The 16,721-nt window shown below is 70.6% G+C and carries 13 protein-coding genes; 6 read left to right on the plus strand and 7 right to left on the minus strand.

Going from position 1 to position 16,721, the window contains the following annotated elements; all coding sequences use genetic code 11:
• Positions 1–6: 6 nt before the first annotated feature.
• The 7 genes from NBE95_RS03685 to NBE95_RS03715 all read right to left on the minus strand — a co-directional run bounded on the left by NBE95_RS03685 (position 7) and on the right by NBE95_RS03715 (position 8,741).
• Positions 7–1,335: a pitrilysin family protein gene (locus tag NBE95_RS03685; protein ID WP_289894529.1), complete on the minus strand. Its 1,329-nt coding sequence runs from the start codon at positions 1,333–1,335 to the stop codon at positions 7–9.
• Positions 1,332–2,762, minus strand: coding sequence for a pitrilysin family protein (locus NBE95_RS03690; RefSeq protein WP_289894530.1), 1,431 nt, complete (start codon positions 2,760–2,762; stop codon positions 1,332–1,334). The genes NBE95_RS03685 and NBE95_RS03690 overlap by 4 nt, the downstream gene beginning before the upstream one ends.
• Before the next feature lie 104 nt (positions 2,763–2,866).
• Positions 2,867–3,430 (minus strand): DUF3035 domain-containing protein, encoded by a 564-nt coding sequence (locus NBE95_RS03695; protein ID WP_289894531.1) that lies wholly within the window; start codon positions 3,428–3,430, stop codon positions 2,867–2,869.
• Positions 3,431–3,461: 31 nt separating this feature from the next.
• Entirely contained in the window at positions 3,462–4,160 is a 699-nt protein-coding gene (gene lspA, locus NBE95_RS03700) for a signal peptidase II (protein WP_354670353.1), read from the minus strand.
• A complete protein-coding gene (gene purH / locus NBE95_RS03705) occupies positions 4,160–5,749 on the minus strand; it encodes a bifunctional phosphoribosylaminoimidazolecarboxamide formyltransferase/IMP cyclohydrolase (RefSeq protein ID WP_289894532.1) in 1,590 nt (529 codons plus the stop codon). The genes lspA and purH overlap by 1 nt, the downstream gene beginning before the upstream one ends.
• A gap of 40 nt (positions 5,750–5,789) precedes the next feature.
• Positions 5,790–7,439: a heparinase II/III family protein gene (locus NBE95_RS03710; protein WP_289894533.1), complete on the minus strand. Its 1,650-nt coding sequence runs from the start codon at positions 7,437–7,439 to the stop codon at positions 5,790–5,792.
• Between the two features lie 30 nt (positions 7,440–7,469).
• On the minus strand, positions 7,470–8,741 hold the full coding sequence (locus tag NBE95_RS03715) for a transcription antitermination factor NusB (protein WP_289894534.1): 1,272 nt from the start codon (positions 8,739–8,741) through the stop codon (positions 7,470–7,472).
• A 54-nt stretch (positions 8,742–8,795) separates the two neighbouring features.
• Here NBE95_RS03715 and NBE95_RS03720 point away from each other — a divergent pair, with 54 nt between their 5' ends.
• The 6 genes from NBE95_RS03720 (at position 8,796) to NBE95_RS03745 (ending at position 16,708) form a co-directional block, all read left to right on the plus strand.
• Positions 8,796–8,984, plus strand: a complete 189-nt coding sequence (locus NBE95_RS03720) for a DUF1674 domain-containing protein (protein WP_289894535.1) — start codon at positions 8,796–8,798, stop codon at positions 8,982–8,984.
• A 159-nt stretch (positions 8,985–9,143) separates the two neighbouring features.
• Positions 9,144–10,325, plus strand: coding sequence for an efflux RND transporter periplasmic adaptor subunit (locus NBE95_RS03725; RefSeq protein WP_289894536.1), 1,182 nt, complete (start codon positions 9,144–9,146; stop codon positions 10,323–10,325).
• 3 nt (positions 10,326–10,328) lie between these two features.
• Positions 10,329–13,427, plus strand: a complete 3,099-nt coding sequence (locus NBE95_RS03730) for an efflux RND transporter permease subunit (protein ID WP_289894537.1) — start codon at positions 10,329–10,331, stop codon at positions 13,425–13,427.
• On the plus strand, positions 13,424–14,467 hold the full coding sequence (selD, locus tag NBE95_RS03735) for a selenide, water dikinase SelD (protein WP_289894538.1): 1,044 nt from the start codon (positions 13,424–13,426) through the stop codon (positions 14,465–14,467). Before NBE95_RS03730 ends, selD begins: the two co-directional genes overlap by 4 nt.
• Positions 14,468–14,630: 163 nt before the next feature.
• Positions 14,631–15,284 carry a protein-L-isoaspartate O-methyltransferase gene (locus NBE95_RS03740; protein ID WP_289894539.1) on the plus strand — a complete coding sequence of 218 codons (654 nt, stop codon included), beginning with the start codon at positions 14,631–14,633 and terminating at the stop codon, positions 15,282–15,284.
• 23 nt (positions 15,285–15,307) lie between these two features.
• Complete coding sequence (locus NBE95_RS03745) at positions 15,308–16,708, plus strand: TolC family outer membrane protein (protein WP_289894540.1); 1,401 nt, start codon at positions 15,308–15,310, stop codon at positions 16,706–16,708.
• Positions 16,709–16,721 lie beyond the last annotated feature (13 nt).

Here is a 16,721-nt window from a genome sequence, read left to right on the forward strand (position 1 = left end):
GATTCGTCAGTTGGTGGCGTCGATGCCCTCGGGCCGGCCGACCAGCACGAAGCGGATCTGGTCGGCATGCAGCAGGCGCTGCGCGACGCGCTGCACGTCCGCGGCGGTCACTGCCTCGATCTTGCCGTTGCGGGTATTCACGTAATCCGCCGGCAGGCCGATCAGCTGCATCCCGGCCAGGATGCCGGCAATCTTGCCGTTGCCGTCGAAGCGCAGCGGATATTCCCCGGTCAGGTAGGTCTTGGCATCGGCCAGTTCCTTTTCCGTCACCCCGCCCTGGGCGAAACGGTCCCATTCGCTGCGGATCAGACCCACGGCCTCGGCCACCTTGTCATTGGCGCTGGCCATGCCGCCCTGCCAGGTCTCGCCGTAAAGCCCGTTCGACAGGCCGGTGCCGACACCATAGGTCAGGCCGCGCTTTTCACGGATCTCGTCCATCAGCCGCGACGAGAAGCCGCCGCCGCCAAGGATATGGTCGGCGACGAAGGCGGCGAAATAATCCGGGTCGGACATCGGCAGGCCGGGCTGGGCGAAGCTGACCACGGTCTGCGGGCTGTCCCAGTCGATCACCGTCACCCCGCCGGTCAGCTGCAGCGCGGCCTTGTCCGGCAGCGGGGCCGAGCCTTCGGCCGGCAGCCCGCCCAGCACCCGGTCGATCAGCTTGCCCAGATCCTCGGCGGTGATGTCGCCGGCCGCCGCCACCACCACGCGGTCGCGGGCCAGCACCCGGTCCTTGGCCGCGGCCAGATCCTCGCGGGTCAGCGCCGCCACCGTTTCCAGCGTGCCGTTGATCGAGCTGGCATAGGGATGCGCGCCCCAGGCCTGCCGCGCCAGCTCCTTGCTGGCGATGGCGTTCGGATCGGTGGCCTCGGAGCGGATCACCGCCTGAAGCTGCGCCCGCACCCGCTCGACCGCGTCGGGGTCGAAGCGCGGCTCGGCCAGCGCCTGGCGCAGCAGCTCGGCCGCCTGGTCGCGATTCTCGGTCAGCATGCGGGCGTTCACGGTCAGCGCGTCGTCGCCGACATCGAAGCGGTTCTGCGCCCCCAGCCCCTCGACCGCCTCGGCATAGGCGACCGAGCCCATGTCGCCAGAACCTTCCTCCAGCAGCGCCGTCATCAGGCTCATCTGCCCGCGCTTGCCGGGCGCGTCGAGGCTGGCGCCGCCCTTGAACATCAGCGACAGCGCGGTGAAGGGGATCGAGTGATCCTCGACCAGCCAGGCCTTGATGCCGCCGGGCGAGGTGATCTGCTGGATCTCGATGGCGCGGGCCGGCTGAAGGGTGGCCGGCAGCGCGGCCAGCGCGATGAAGACAAGGGTGGCAAGGGCGCGGATCATTCGACTTCCCCCGGTTTGGCGGCTTCGGCAGGGACGGGTTGCGGGACGGCGGCGGCCGTGTCGGCCCCGGTTTCAGCCCCGGTTTCGGCCGGCGCATCCGGCGGCGGCAGCAGCCAGCCGGTGACCGGGGCCGGGTTTTCCAGCACCAGCCTGGCGGCGGCGCGGATGTCCTCGGGCGTGACGGCGGCCAGGATGTCGGGCCAGTCGTTCACGTCCTCGATGGTCAGGCCGGTGGCCAGGCCCTGGCCATAGTCATAGGCGCGGCCATGCGCCGAATCCTGGGCATAGACGCGGGCGGCGCGGATCCGGGTCTTGACCCGTTCCAACTGCGCCGGGTCGGGGCCGTCAACCAGGAATTGCGCCAGCGCCGCGTCCAGCGCCGCCTCGGCAGCCTCGTTGCTGGTGCCGGGCGCCGGCACCATCGAAAGGCCGAAGGTGGTCGGATCGACCGAGAACCCGTCATAGGAGGCGTTGACATAAAGCGCCTTGCCGGTCAGCACCAGATCGCGGGCCAGGACCGAGGTCTGGCTGGAACCCGCCAGCAGCTCCGCCAGCACGGTCAGCGCGGCGGCGGTCTGCTGCTCGCCGCGGTTGCGCTCGGGGGCGATCACGGTGCGGATCATCACCGGCTGGGCGACGCGCGGGTCCACCCGTTCCATCCGCCGGGGCGAGCGCTGGATCGGTTCCTGCGGGCGCGGCTTGCGGGTGGCGTCGTGCTTGGGCGGCACCGGGCCGTAATATGTCTCGGCCAGTTCCCGGACCTGCGCGGCCGTCACGTCGCCGGCGATGACCAGCACGGCGTCATTCGGGGCGTAATGCGCGTCATACCAGGCGATGGCGTCGTCGCGGGTCAGCCCTTCCATTTCCTGACGCCAGCCGATCACCGGGCGGCCGTAAGGGTGGTTGTAGAACTGCACCGCGCTGCGTTCTTCCGAGAATTGCGCGCCGGGATCGCTGTCGGTGCGCTGCGAGCGTTCCGCCAGCACCACCTGCCGCTCGGCCTGCCAATCATCCTCGCCGATCCGCAGATTGGCCATGCGGTCGGCTTCCATCTCCATGACCAGCGGCAGCCGGTCGGCGGCGATGCGCTGGAAATAGGTGGTGTAATCGTAGCTGGTAAAGGCGTTGTCCATGCCGCCATTGGCGGTCACTGTCTTGGACAGTTCCCCCGGGCCCAGCTTGTCGGTGCCCTTGAACATCAGGTGTTCCAGGTAATGCGCGATGCCGGACTTGCCGGGCTGCTCGTCGGCCGAGCCGATCCTGTACCACAGCATCTGCACGACCACCGGGGCGCGGTGATCCTCGATCACCACGGCCTCGAGGCCGTTTTCCAGGGTGAAATGGCTGATCCCCTTGGGCATTTCGGCCAGCGCGGGGGTCGCGGCCAGCGCCAGCGCAAGCGGCGTCAGACGAGAGAGGATGGTCATGGGCAGGCTCCGGTTCCGGGTCGCGCCAAGACCCTGCCTTGCGCCGCCCGGCCGCGCAAGACCGCCACCCGTCATCTAAGCGTGATCGGGATCGGCGCCTGCGCTCAGTCGCCCCGCATGATCGGCGCCTGATCGGCCGGCCGCACTGTCGCCGCCTCGCCCCGGTTGCGGGGCGGCGCGGCGGGCAGCCGCACGCCGGTGGGGCGCCAGCGCTCCAGCTCGGCCCAGCTGTCCAGCGTCATCGCGTCATAGGCGCGATAATAGACATTGGTGCGCGCCAGCACCTCGAGCAGGCGGCGCGAGTGGCGGCTGCGCCATTCGACATCCTCCTGCGCGGTGGTCTGGCGGATCGCCGCGTCGCGGCCCAGGCGCGAGGCATAGGCGATCAGCGCGCCATCCGCCGCGCCGACGCCCTGCGCGGAAAGCTGGCCGGGATTGCCGCCCAGCGCCGCCACGGCATCGGCCTGCGGCGTGGGATCGGTGATGTTGCTGCCGCCCGGCGTGGGCGCGGGCAGCGCATTCAGGTCCGCCGGCATCTGCAAGGGCTTGGTCGGCAGGATCGCGAATTCGTCGGGACTGGACCGGCCGGAATCGAGGTTCATCAGATGCGGATCGGTGCTGCAGGCGGCCAGGCCCAGCATGGTCATCATCAGCGCGATCGCCCGCATCTTCCGTCCCTCACGTTCTTCTGGCGCCGTTCTAGCGTGAATTCCCGGCGCCGTCACGGGTCTTGTCGTCCAAGGCCAGCTCTGCCTGCGTCTCGCCGCCGGCGGCGGCGGGCGGCTCGCCGGCCGCCGGGCCCGGCTTCGGCGTCCGCGGCTTCGCCGGGGCCCGGCGCTTCTTCGGCGCGGGCTTGCGTTCCGGCGGCAGCAGCACCAGCCCCAGCGCGCCCAGGAAAATGGCGATGTCGGCCACGTTGAAGCTGTAGGGGTTGCGCCAGCCGGGCAGCGACATGTTCAGGAAATCCGCCACCGCGCCATAGACCAGCCGGTCCACCACATTGCCCAGCGCGCCGCCGATCAGCAGCCCGGCCGAAACCTGCGCAAGGCGCGTAAGCTTCGCGCGGCCGATCCAGATCCCGACCCACAGGCAGACCGCCAGGGCGATGCCGATCAGCACCCAGCGCATCACGTCCACGTCGCTGGCGAACAGGCCGAAATTCATGCCCTGGTTCCAGGCCATGCGCAGGTTCAGCCAGGGATCGAGCAGGTCGATCTCGTGCACGCGGTCCAGTTGCATGACGTGCACGACCAGGTATTTCAGCGCCTGGTCCAGCAGGAAGACCAGCGCCGCGGTCAGCGCCACCTTGCGCCAGACGCGCGGCGGCGGCGGCTTCTTCGCGCGCCGCCGGGGGGTCGCCGGGCTTTTCCGCGGCTTGGGGGTCGCGGTCTCGGCCATCAGTGCCGGAAATGCCGTTGGCCGGTGAAGACCATGGCCAGGCCCAGACGGTCGGCGGCCGCGATCACCTCGTCGTCGCGCATCGAGCCGCCGGGCTGGATCACCGCCCGCGCGCCCGCCGCCGCCAGCGCCTCGACCCCGTCGGCGAAGGGGAAGAACGCATCCGAGGCCACCGAGGAGCCGATGGTCAGCGCCTGGGCCAGGCCCAGCGCCTCGGCCATGTCCTCGGACTTGCGCTTGCCGATGCGGGTCGAATCGATGCGGCTCATCTGGCCGGCGCCGATGCCGACGGTGGCCAGGTCGCGGGCATAGACGATGGCGTTCGACTTCACATGCTTGGCCACGGTCCAGGCGAACAGCAGATCGTCCAGTTCCTGATCGGTCGGCTGGCGCTTGGTCACCACCCTCAGGTCGGCGCGCAGCACCCGGCCGTTGTCGCGGCCCTGCACCAGGAAGCCGCCGGCGACCTGGCGGAAGGCCAGGCCCGCCGCCTGGGGATCGGGCAGCCCGCCGGTGGTCAGCAGCCGCAGGTTCTTCTTGGCGGCGAAAATCTGCTTCGCCTCGTCGGTGGCCTCGGGGGCGATGACCACCTCGGTAAAGATCTCGGTGATCGCCTGCGCGGTTTCGCCGTCAAGGGTGGTGTTCAGCGCGATGATGCCGCCGAAGGCCGAGGTGCGGTCGCAGTCGAAGGCGCGGCGATAGGCATCGACGGCGCTGTCGCCGCGGGCCACGCCGCAGGGATTGGCGTGCTTGATGATCGCCACCGCCGGGCCTTGAGCCGGGTCGAACTCGGCCACCAGCTCGAAGGCGGCGTCGGTGTCGTTGATGTTGTTGTAGCTAAGCTCCTTGCCCTGCCACTGCTGCGCCGTGGCGACGCCCGGCCGGTCCGAGCCGTCCTTGTAAAAGGCGGCGGACTGGTGCGGGTTCTCGCCATAGCGCAGGCTCTGCGCCAGCTGGCCCGAGAAGCTGCGGCGGCGCGGGGTTTCCGCGCCGATGGCCTGCGCCATCCAGGTCGAGACCGCGGCGTCATAGGCCGCCGTCCGGGCATAGGCGATCTGCGCCTGGCGCTGGCGGAAGGCATAGGTCGTGGTGTCGTCATTGGCGTCGAGCTCCGCCAGCACGGCGGCATAATCCTGAACGTCCACCACCACCGTCACGAAGGCGTGGTTCTTGGAGGCGGCGCGGATCATCGCCGGGCCGCCGATGTCGATGTTCTCGATGCAATCGTCATAGGCGGCGCCCTTGGCCACCGTCGCCTCGAACGGGTAGAGGTTCACCACCAGCAGGTCGATCATGCCGATCTTGTGCGATTTCGCGGCCGCCATGTGCTCCTCGTTGCCGCGCAGCGCCAGCAGGCCGCCATGCACCACCGGATGCAGCGTCTTGACCCGGCCGTCCATCATCTCGGGAAAGCCGGTCACATCGGCCACGTCCACCACCGTCAGCCCGGCCTCGCGCAGCGCCTTGGCGGTGCCGCCGGTGGACAGGATCTCGACGCCCCGCGCCGCCAGCGCCCGCGCGAAGTCCAGCAGGCCGGTCTTGTCGGAAACGGAAATCAGCGCGCGCTTCAGCGGAATGCGGTCGGTCATCGGTCGGTGGCCCCGTGCTGTGGATGGCGGATTTGGCCCGTCACCTACCCCCGGAACGCGCCAAGGTCCAGCCGATCTGGATGGCCCGGCCCTGCAGATGGGCGGAAATCACCATCTGGCGCGACGGGCGCGGCTCGGCCAGCGCCCGGTCGAGCAGGCAGGACGCCTCGAGCCGCAGCTGGCCCACACCGTCATGGGCAAAGAGCCATTCATCGCCGGTGGGCAGGGTCAGCCGGATCTCCTGCCCCTGCTGGCGGGCCTGGACCTCGGGATGCAGGTGGAAGCGGATGTCGAAGGCCAGCCCCTCAGCCGGGCGGACCTGATCCAGCCGCGCCTGGGCGCTGGCATCCAGCGCCGCCAGCGAATCCTCGCCGCGCAGACCCATGCCGTCGGGGTCGAGCCACAATTCGCGCAGGTGGGTCAGCCCGTGGCTGGCCAGCCAGCCGTCATGGCCGGCCAGCAGATGCGCCGGTTGCGGGGAATGCATCGGGCCGCAATCCGGGGCGGTCAGGTTGCCCAAGGCATCGCAATCGCCGGCCCAGACCAGATCCGGCCGCTCGGTCAGGATGTCGGGCTCGCCCTCCTGCCGGTTCGGGTTCAGCCGCGAGGACGAGAGGCCCGCCAGGCACAGCGCCGAATGGCAGGGCGTGGCGCGGCTGGCCTTGGCCCAGAGCGGGCCGAAACCGTCGCCGGGGCCGCAATTCACGATCAGCGGCTGGCGCGCCACCGTCAGCTCGAAGGCCAGGGTCGAGGCATGGGCGCGCCCCGCCGCCGGGCCGCCGGGCGGCGGGGCGGCATCGAGGATCAGCGTGGTACGGGCCCGGGCCATGCGGGCGAAACCCATGGCGAGGCCATGCGCCGGCAGCGCCGCGCCCTCGGCGGCGCGCAGGCAGCGGTCGAGCCGCCCCGCCGCGCCGCGCCCGCCGCCGTGAAAGCAGGGCAGCGCCCCGTCGGCATGGCGCAGGGCGCGCAGGATCGGCGCGATGCCGGCGATCATGGCGGGCAGTTCGGGCGGCGAATCCTGACCGGCCTCCTGCGCGACCTCCTGCGCCCAGACCAGCAGCGCCATCGCCTCCAGCAGCGCCTCGGGCGAGCGGGCCTCGGACAGGGTGTCGAGGCCCATGGCGTCGGCTTCTTCGGCCAGCGCGATCAGCGCCGGGGCGGCCACGGCCTGGCGGTCGCGCAGCGACATGGCGCCGATGGCCAGCCCGGCCAGCGCCTCGAGCCGGCACAGCCCGTCCTCGCTGTCATACCAGCTGTCGCGCAGGTGGTTCAGGTGCTGGTCGAGGGCGTGGAAATACGGCCCGGCCCCGTCGCGGTCGAGGCCGGGCAGGATCATCCCGGCATGGAAGATCCAGCGCAGCACCCGCCGCCCGGTGACCTCGGGCGCCCATTCCAGCGCCCCGGCGACTGGCTGGCGGTGGCGGCGCAGCCAGCGCAGGACGTGGTCCTGGGCGATGGCGCGGGCCCGTGGCGTGCCGACGGCGGCCAGGTCGTCGAGCCAGCCGAAGCCGTGCAGCTCGGCCGCCACCGTGGGCGGCAGGTCGGCGGCGAAGAAATCGCCCGACAGCGCGATGCCGCCCAGATGCAGCGCGCCGTCGACGATCTGCTCGCCGCGACCGGGATGGCCGATGGCCTTGGGTTCGGGGCGGCGCAGGAATCCCCGGGGGGCGACGGTGCTATCGGTCATGGACAACGCATTGACTTAGGACGCGCAACCTTAGGTCCGCCCGGCGGTTTTCCGCAAGCGCGCGATGAAGAACCCGTCCATACCGCCGCGTTCGGGCCACAGGTCCGGGCGCAGCCGCAGCCCGCCCTGCGCGGTGATCCAGCCGGGCTCGATGCCCGGGGCCTGCGGCGGCTCGACGGTCAGGTCGGGATGGCGGGCCAGCGCCGCGGCCAGCTGCTCCTCGCCCTCGGCCGGCAGCAGCGAGCAGGTGGCATAGACCAGCCGGCCGCCGGGCTTCAGCAGCGTAAGCGCATGGTCGAGCAGCCGCGCCTGCAATCCGGTCAGCTCGGCCAGCCCGGCGCCGTCGCGGATGCGCGGCAGTTCCGGATGGCGGCGGATGGTGCCGGTGGCCGAGCAGGGCGCATCCAGCAGCACCGCGTCCAGCGGCTGCTCGGGCCGCCAGTCCAGCGCATCCGCGGCGACCAGCCGGGCCGAAAGCCGGCAGCGGGAAAGGTTCTCGGCCACCCGGGCCAGGCGCGGCTGGGAAATGTCCAGCGCCGTGACCTCGGCCCCGGCGGCGGCGAGCTGCAGCGTCTTGCCGCCCGGCGCCGCGCAAAGATCGGCGATGCGTTCGCCCGGACGCGGGTCGAGCAGCCGCGCCGCCAGCGCCGCGGCGGCGTCCTGCACCCACCAGTCGCCCGCCTCATAGCCCGGCAGGGCCGAGACCTGGGTGCCGGCCGGCAGCCGGTACGAGCCGGTGGGCAGCGCCTCGCCGGGGCAATCCGCACCCTTCGGCGTCAGATCGAGCGGCGCGCCGGCCTCGTGCGCGGCCTCGATAGCGCGGGCGACCGCCTCGCCCCAGGCGGCGACCACGGGGCCGCGCAGCCAGGCCGGCAGCTTCTGCGGCGAAAGCCGCGCCCAGGGCTCGGCCGCGCCGGCCACCTTGCGCAGCACCGCGTTCACCATGCCGGCAGCGGCCTGGCCCTTTTGCCCCGAGGCCCGGGCCAGCGCCACGGCGGCATTGACCGCGCCATGCGGCGCCTCGGCCAAAGCCAGCATCTCGACGGTGGCGAGGCGCAGGATGCGCATGATCTCGGGGGGCGGCCGGCGGGCCAGCATCGGCGCCAGCAGCAGGTCGCAGCGGTCCTCGCGCCGCAGCACCTCGAGCGCCAGGCGCCGGGCGCGGGCGCGGTCGGGCGGCGGCAGCCGCTCGGTCAGTGCGGCGGCCTCGTCCAGGGTCGCGCCCTCGTCCACCGCGCCCAGCAGGCGCAGGGCGCCCATGCGTGCGCCGTGCTTGACCGTTTTGCCGCGTGCCTTGTCCAAAGCCTGCCCCTTGCCTAGATTGGTCCGGTCTAGCGCGAAGCAGGGGAAACCGCCATGACCGACCGCAAGGATCTGCCGCCCGCCGATCTGCCGCCCGCCGCGCAGCGCGCGCTGGCCGAGGCCGAGGAGCGCCGCCGCAAGGCGCAGCCGCTGGACCTGCCGGTCGAGCTGGGCGGCCGCGACGGGCCCGAGCCGGTGCGTTACGGCGATTACGAGAAGAAGGGCATCTGCGTCGATTTCTGAGCCGCCGCGCCCGGGCGCGCGGTCGTGCGGGTATTTGGAAAACGGTGAAGACCGGGCCTGCTGGCGAATCCGTGATCGCCAGAGCCGGCCTCGTTTACTTGCCATTGGGGTTTGGCGCCTAAACAATGCGGGCAACCACCAAACCGCAAGGGACGGCAGATGACCTCCGGGCAGGGGATTTTGAGATGCGCGGCGCTGGCGCTGCTTCTGGCGGCGCAGCCCTGGGGGCAGGCCGCGGCGCAGGGCCGGCCCGGGGGCCGCGGCGCCCCGGGCCCGACCGAGGTCGGGGTGATGACCGCCGCCGAGGAGGACGTGCCCTATGCCGTCACCCTGCCCGGCCGCGCCATCGCCTATCAGCAGACCGGCATCCGGCCGCAGGTCGGCGGCGAGGTGCTGGAGATCCCCTATGATCCCGGCCGGCCGGTCAAGGCCGGCGATGTGCTGTTCCGGCTGGACCCCGAGACGCTGGCCGCGGCGCTAGCCGCCGCCGAGGCCGCCGTGGCCGGGGCCGAGGCCAGCCTGACCCAGGCGCAGAACACCGTCACCCGCTACCGGCGGCTGGAGGGCTCGGGCGTCTCGGCCGTGGACCGCGCCAATGCCGAGGTGGCCTTGAAACAGGCCGAGGCCGACCTGAAATCCGCGGAGGCCGCGCGGGATGCGGCGCGGCTGTCGCTGCAGCGCACCGAGATCACCAGCCCCATCGACGGGGTGCCGGACGTGGCCGCGATCTCGGTCGGCGATCTGGTCACCGCCAGCCAGTCCGAGGTGCTGACCACCATCACCCAGCTGGACCCGATCTATGTCGACGTGTCCGAATCCAGCGCCCGGATGCTGCGCAACCGCGAACGCGTCAATGCCGGGATGCTGGTCACCAATGGCGAGATGCAGGCCCGGCTGATCCTGGAAACCGGCGAGGAATATCGCGGCAGCGGCCGCATCGTCAGCCCCGGCATCTTCGTGTCGCCGACCACCGGCACGGTGCCGATCCGGCTGCAATTCGACAATCCCGACCGGATGATCCTGCCCGGCCAGTTCCTGCGCGTCGAGCTGACCATGGGCACCACCCGGGCGGTGCTGGTGCCGCAGCGCGCCACCCGGCGGGCCTCGGACGGCACGCTGACCGCCTTCGTGGCCCGCGAGGGCAAGGCCCAGCAGGTCACGCTGAGCGAACAGGGCAGCTATCGCAACAGCTGGATCGTCACCCAGGGCATCAGCCCGGGCGAGCAGCTGATCCTGGACGGGCTGCAGGACCTGCGCGCCGGCGCCGAGGTCACCGCCGTTCCCGTCGCCATCGACGCCGAGGGCGTGGTGCGCGAGATCCCGGCCGGCGGACAGGGCTGATCCATGGCGCAATTCTTCATTCACCGCCCGGTCTTCGCCTGGGTGCTGGCCATCGTGACCATGCTGATCGGCGGCTGGTCGCTGATCGGGTTGCCGGTGTCGCAATATCCCGACATCGCCCCCACCACGATCCGCATCACCGCCAGCTATTCCGGGGCGACGGCGCGGGCGGTGCAGAACTCGGTCACCACACCGATCGAGGATGCGCTGACCGGGCTCGACGGGCTGCTCTACACCGTCTCCTTTTCTGCGACCGGGCGCAGTTCGATCGAGCTGACCTTCGACGACAGCGCCGATCCGGTCGATGCGCTGAACGAGGTGCAGTCCAAGGTCCGCTCGGTCGAGAGCCGGCTGCCGAGCCCGGTGCAGAACGACGGGGTTTCGGTCACGCGCACCTCGTCCTCGATCCTGATGGTGGGCTCGCTGGTCTCGACCACCGGGCAGCATTCCACCATCGAGCTGGGCAACCTGCTGGAACAGGTGGTGGAAGGCCCGGTCAAGCGCACCGAGGGCGTCGGCGGGGTCAATGTCTTCGGCTCGGGCTATGCGATGCGGGTCTGGATGGACCCGCTGCGGCTGGCGCAGTTTCAGCTGACCCCCACCGACATCACCACCGCCGTGGCGCAGCAGAACAGCACCGTTTCGGTCGGCAGCCTGGGCGAGCAGCCGGTGGTGCAGGGCCAGCAGTTCACCGCCACCATCACCGCGCAGAGCCAGCTGACCTCGGTGGACGACTTCCGCAACATCCTGCTGAAGACCGGCGAGGACGGGGCCGCGGTGCGGCTGGGCGACGTGGCCGAGGTCGAGATCGGCCAGACCCGCTATGGCCGCGATTCGCGCTTCAACGGCATGAACGCCTCGGGCTTCGCGGTGAACCTGGCCACCGGCGCCAATGCGGTCGAGACCGCGAATGCCGTGCGCGAGACCCTGGACGGGCTGAAGAACGCCCTGCCCGAGGGCGTCGAGGTGCATATCGCCTATGACACCGCGCCCTTCGTCGAGCTGTCGATCGAGAAGGTCTATCACACGCTGATCGAGGCCATCGCCCTGGTCTTCCTGGTGATCCTGCTGTTCCTGCAGAACTGGCGCGCGACGCTGATCCCGATCATCGCCATTCCCGTGGTGCTGCTGGGCACCTTCGCCATGCTGGCGGCGCTGGGATATTCGGTGAACACCCTGACCATGTTCGCCATGGTGCTGGCCATCGGCCTGCTGGTCGACGACGCCATCGTCGTGGTCGAGAACGTCGAGCGCATCATGGCAGAGGAAGGGCTCGACCCGGTCGGGGCGACGGAAAAGAGCATGGGCCAGATCAGCGGCGCGCTGATCGGCATCGCGCTGGTGCTGTCGGCGGTCTTCGTGCCGATGGGCTTCATGCCCGGTTCGACCGGGGTGATCTACCGGCAGTTCTCGGTCACCATCATCACCGCCATGGTGCTGTCGCTGCTGGTGGCGCTGATCCTGACCCCGGCGATGTGCGCCAGCCTGCTGCGCCAAAGCCACGGCCCGGTGCGCTTTGCCCCCGCCCGCTGGTTCAATGCCGGGTTCGAGCGCCTGACCGCGGGCTATTCCGCCAGCGTGCGGCGGACCCTGCGCCGGCCGCTGCTGGTCATGCTGCTGCTGGCGGCGATCGGCTTCGGCGCCACCGAACTGTTCGGGCGCATGCACACCACCTTCATCCCCAGCGAGGACCAGGGCGTGCTGCAATCGCGCATCTCGCTGACCGAGGGCTCGACCGCGCAGCAGACCGCCGCCGTGGTGCAGGAGATCGAGGACTACATGCTGACCGAGGAAAAGGACGCGGTCGAATCGGTCTTCGTCGCCATGGGCTTCGGCTTTTCGGGCAATTCGCAAAGCCGGGCCATGGTCTTCGTGAAACTGCGCGATTTCGACCAGCGCCAGGACCCGCGGCTTTCGGCCAGTGCCGTCGCCTCGCGCGCCAATGCGCGTTTCCAGGGCCACCGGGCGGGGCGGATCACCTTCATGCAGCCGCCCGCCATCCCGCGGCTGGGCAATTCGGCAGGCTTCAGCATGTATCTGCTCGACCAGACCGGCGGCGGGGTCGAGGCGCTGACCGAGGCCGCCGATGCGCTGGAACGCGCCGCCCCGCAGGACGCCCGGCTGCAAAACGTGGAAAGCGGCGGATCCGAGGACGAGGCGGCGCTGAAGATCGACATCGACCAGCAGAAGGCGGAAAGCCTGGGCGTCAGCCTGTCCGGCGTGAACGCCATGCTGTCGACGATCTTCGCCGGGACCGAGGTGAACGACTTCGCCCTGGGCGCGCAGCTGCGCCCGGTGGTCGTGCAGGCCGCCGCCGCCAATCGCATGCAGCCCGAGGATGTCGACAGCTGGTATGCGCGCAATTCCGATGGCGAAATGGTGCCGTTCAACGCCTTCATGACCACCCGCTGGGAGCCGGTGGAGCCCAGCCTGTCGCGCATGGACGGCATCGACGCCATCCAGATCGAGGGCCAGCCCGGCGAGAATGCCAGCTCGGGCGAGGCGATGACGGCGATGGAGGAGCTGGTGGCGCAGCTGCCGGGCGGCTACGGCACCGCCTGGACCGGGCTGTCCTATCAGGAGCGGCAGTCGGGCAACCAGGCGCCCTGGCTTTTCGCGCTGTCGGCGCTGGTGGTGTTCCTGTCGCTGGCCGCGCTTTACGAAAGCTGGTCGATCCCTTTCTCGGTCATGCTGGCGGTGCCGGTGGGGGTGCTGGGCGCGGTGGCGGCGGCGCTGACCTTCGGCCAGGCCAATGACGTCTATTTCAAGGTCGGCATCCTGACCACCATCGGCCTGGCCGCCAAGAACGCTATCCTGATCGTGGAATTCGCCCGCGACCTGGAACAGTCCGGACGGTCGACGGTCGAGGCCGCGACCCTTGCCGCCCGGCTGCGGCTGCGGCCGATCCTGATGACCTCGCTGGCCTTCATCCTGGGCGTGCTGCCCCTGGCCATCGCCACCGGGGCCGGGGCCGGGGCGCAGAATTCCATCGGCATCGGGGTGATGGGCGGCATGATCGCCGCGACCTTCCTTGGCATCTTCATGGTGCCGGCCTTCTACGTTACCGTGCGCCGACTGACCGATGGAAGGGCCCGAAGATGAATGACCACCCCAGACTGACCTCGCTGGCGCATGGCGGCGGCTGCGGCTGCAAGCTGGCGCCCTCGGTGCTGCGCGAATTGCTGGCGGGCGAGCCGCTGGCGGCGGCGTTCCCGCAGCTTCTGGTCGGGACCGAGACCTCGGACGACGCCGCCGTCTACCAGGTGGACGCGAACACCTGCGTCATCGCCACCACCGATTTCTTCATGCCGATGGTGGACGATCCGCGCGCCTTCGGCCGCATCGCCGCGACCAATGCGATTTCCGACATCTACGCCATGGGCGGCCGGCCGATCATGGCGCTGGCGATCCTGGGCATGCCCATCGACAAGCTCGCCCCGGCGCAGATCCGCGAGATCCTCGAGGGCGGGCGCGAGATCTGCCATCAGGCCGGCATTCCCGTCGCCGGCGGCCATTCCATCGACGCGCCCGAGCCGATCTACGGCCTGGCGGTGATCGGCCTTTGCCACCCGTCCGAACTGCGCCGCAACGCCGATGCGCGGCCGGGCGACGCGCTGATCCTGACCAAGGGTCTGGGCGTCGGCATCTATTCCGCCGCCATCAAGAAGGGCGCGCTGGACCGGGCCGGCATCGACGAGATGGTCGCCTCGGCCACCACGCTGAACAAGGTCGGCATCGATCTGGCCAAGCGGGCCGATGTTCATGCCCTGACCGACGTCACCGGCTTCGGCATCCTGGGCCACGGCCTGGAGATCGCCCGGGGCGCCGGGCTGCGGCTGCGGCTGCGGCTGGCGGACCTGCCGCTCTTGTCGCGCGCGGCCGAGCTGGCCGAGGCCGGCTTTGCCACCGGCGCCTCGACCCGCAACTGGGCCGCCTACGGTGCCGAGGTGGCGCTGCCCGTCGGCCTGCCCGACTGGCGGCGGGCGCTGCTGACCGACCCGCAGACCTCGGGCGGGCTTCTGGTCGCCTGCGCGCCCGAGGCGGCGGCCGAGGTGCTGGACCTGATCCGCGCCGCCGGCTTCCCCCTGGCCGCCGTCATCGGCCGGGCGGAAGCCGGAGCAGCGGGGATCTCGGTCGAATGACCGCCCGGCCGGGTTCCGGCGCTTGGCCGCCCGGCCCGGCGCGGCCCGTCCCCTTCTGCGGCCTGCGGCCACATCCTCGCGTCCATGGCGTCGGGCGCCGTTGCTCACTCCGGATTTTCATGGCAAGAGGTTCCCGTAGCCAACCGAGAGCAGGGTTCGCAGAATGACCGATTTCGCGCAGCGACGCACCATGATGGTCGACACTCAGGTCCGTCCGAACGAAGTGACCAGCTATCCCGTGATCGAGGCGATGCTGTCCGTCCCGCGCGAGCAGTTCGTCCCCGATGCCCGCCGCGACGTCGCTTATGTGGGCAACAACGTCGCCATCGCGCCCGGCCGCGTGCTGCTTGAGCCGCGGACGCTGGGCAAGATGCTGGACGTGCTGAACCTGCAGGGCGGCGACCTGGTGCTGGATGTGGGCTGCGGCTACGGCTACACGGCCGCCGTCATCGCCCGCATCGCCGAAGCGGTGGTCGCGGTCGAGGAGGATGCCGGCATGGCCGCCGAGGCCGAGAGCCGGCTGGCGGCGCAGGACGTCTTCAGCGTCGCCGTGGTCAAGGCCGCGCTGGCCGAGGGCTGCCCCGGCCAGGCCCCCTATGACGCCATCCTGATCGAGGGCGCCGTCGAGGAGGTGCCGCAGGCCCTGATCGACCAGCTGCGCGAGGGCGGCCGCATCGTCGCCCTGTTCCGCGAGGACAATCTCGGCACCGTGCGTCTGGGCCACAAGCTGGACGGGCGGGTCAACTGGCGCTTCGCCTTCAATGCCGCTGCCCCGGTGCTGCCGGGATTCGCGCGGCAAAGGGGCTTCGTCTTGTGAATTCCGACAGGAAAGGCCAAGGGATGTTTCGCAATACGCTGAGAACACTGCGGCGACCGCTGATCGCGGCGCTGCTCGCGGGTGCGACGGCCCTTCCGGCCGGGGCCGAGACGCTGGCCGATGCCATGGTGGCCGCCTATCGCCATTCGGCGCTGCTCGACCAGAACCGCGCCGTGCTGCGCGCCGCGGACGAGGATGCGGCGACGGCGCTGGCCCAGCTGCGCCCGGTGATCCAATGGGTGGCCGAACACAGTTTCCAGAAGATCGAAGACCGCATCGGCCGCTCGACCAGCATCGGGCTGCAGGCGCAGATCACGCTTTACGACTGGGGCCGCAACGCCATCGCCATCGACGCCGCCAAGGAAACCGTGCTGGCCACCCGCGCCGCCCTGGTCGGGGTCGAACAGGACGTGCTGCTGACCGCGGTCCAGGCCTATCTGGAAGTGCGCAGCGCCACCGAACAGGTCGATCTGCAGGCCAATTCCGTGCGGGTGATCGGGCAGGAGCAGCAGGCCGCCTCGGATCGTTTCGAGGTCGGCGAGATCACCCAGACCGACGTGTCGCAGGCCGATGCCGCCCTGGCGGCCGCCCGCGCCAGCCTGGCCGCCGCGCAGGGCAATCTGGAAGTGGCGCGCGAGACCTATCGCGCCGCCACCGGCCAGGCGCCCGGCACGCTGTCGCCGCCGCCGGCGACGCCCAAGCTGCCCGCCTCGCTCGAGGCCGCGCGGCAGATCGGCCAGCGCAGCCATCCGGCCATCCACAGGGCGCAACGCCTGGCCGCCGCGGCCGAACTGGGCGTCGCCGCCGCCGCGGCCGAGCGCAATCCGACCCTGACCGGCCAGGCCAGCATCGGCCGTTCGCGCGAGCTTTCGGTCAATTCGCTTTCCGGCGACGCGCAAACGGTGGACAGCAGCGGCCTGTCGCTGAGCCTGTCGCAGACGATCTATTCCGGCGGCCGGCTGCCCGCCGCGCATCGCAAGGCCATGGCGCAGCGCGATCAGGCCCGCGCCGGGCTTCTGGACGTGTCGCGCCAGGTCGACGAGGCGGTCGGCAAGGCCTGGGCGGGAATCGACGTGGCCCGGGCCCAGATCCGCGCCATCGACGAGCAGATCGTCGCCGCGCAGCAGGCCTATGAAGGCGTGCGCGAGGAAGCGACGCTGGGCGCGCGCACCACGCTGGACGTGCTTGATGCCGAACAATCGCTGCTGGAGGCGCGGGCCGACAAAATCTCTGCAGAGGCCAATCTGCAGTTAGCACATTATCAACTTCTGGCTGCTATGGGTTTGTTGACGGTGGAAAACCTGAAACTGGGGATACCGACCTATGACCCATCGGCCTATTACAATGCGGTGCAGGACGCACCCTATACCAGCAGGCAGGGCGAAAGCCTCGACCGCGTGTTGCGCGCGATCGGCAGGGACTGACCCCGCCCCGAAC

Origin of the sequence: Paracoccus sp. TOH, from assembly GCF_030388245.1 — a bacterium.
In the GTDB taxonomy this organism is placed as follows: domain Bacteria; phylum Pseudomonadota; class Alphaproteobacteria; order Rhodobacterales; family Rhodobacteraceae; genus Paracoccus; species Paracoccus simplex.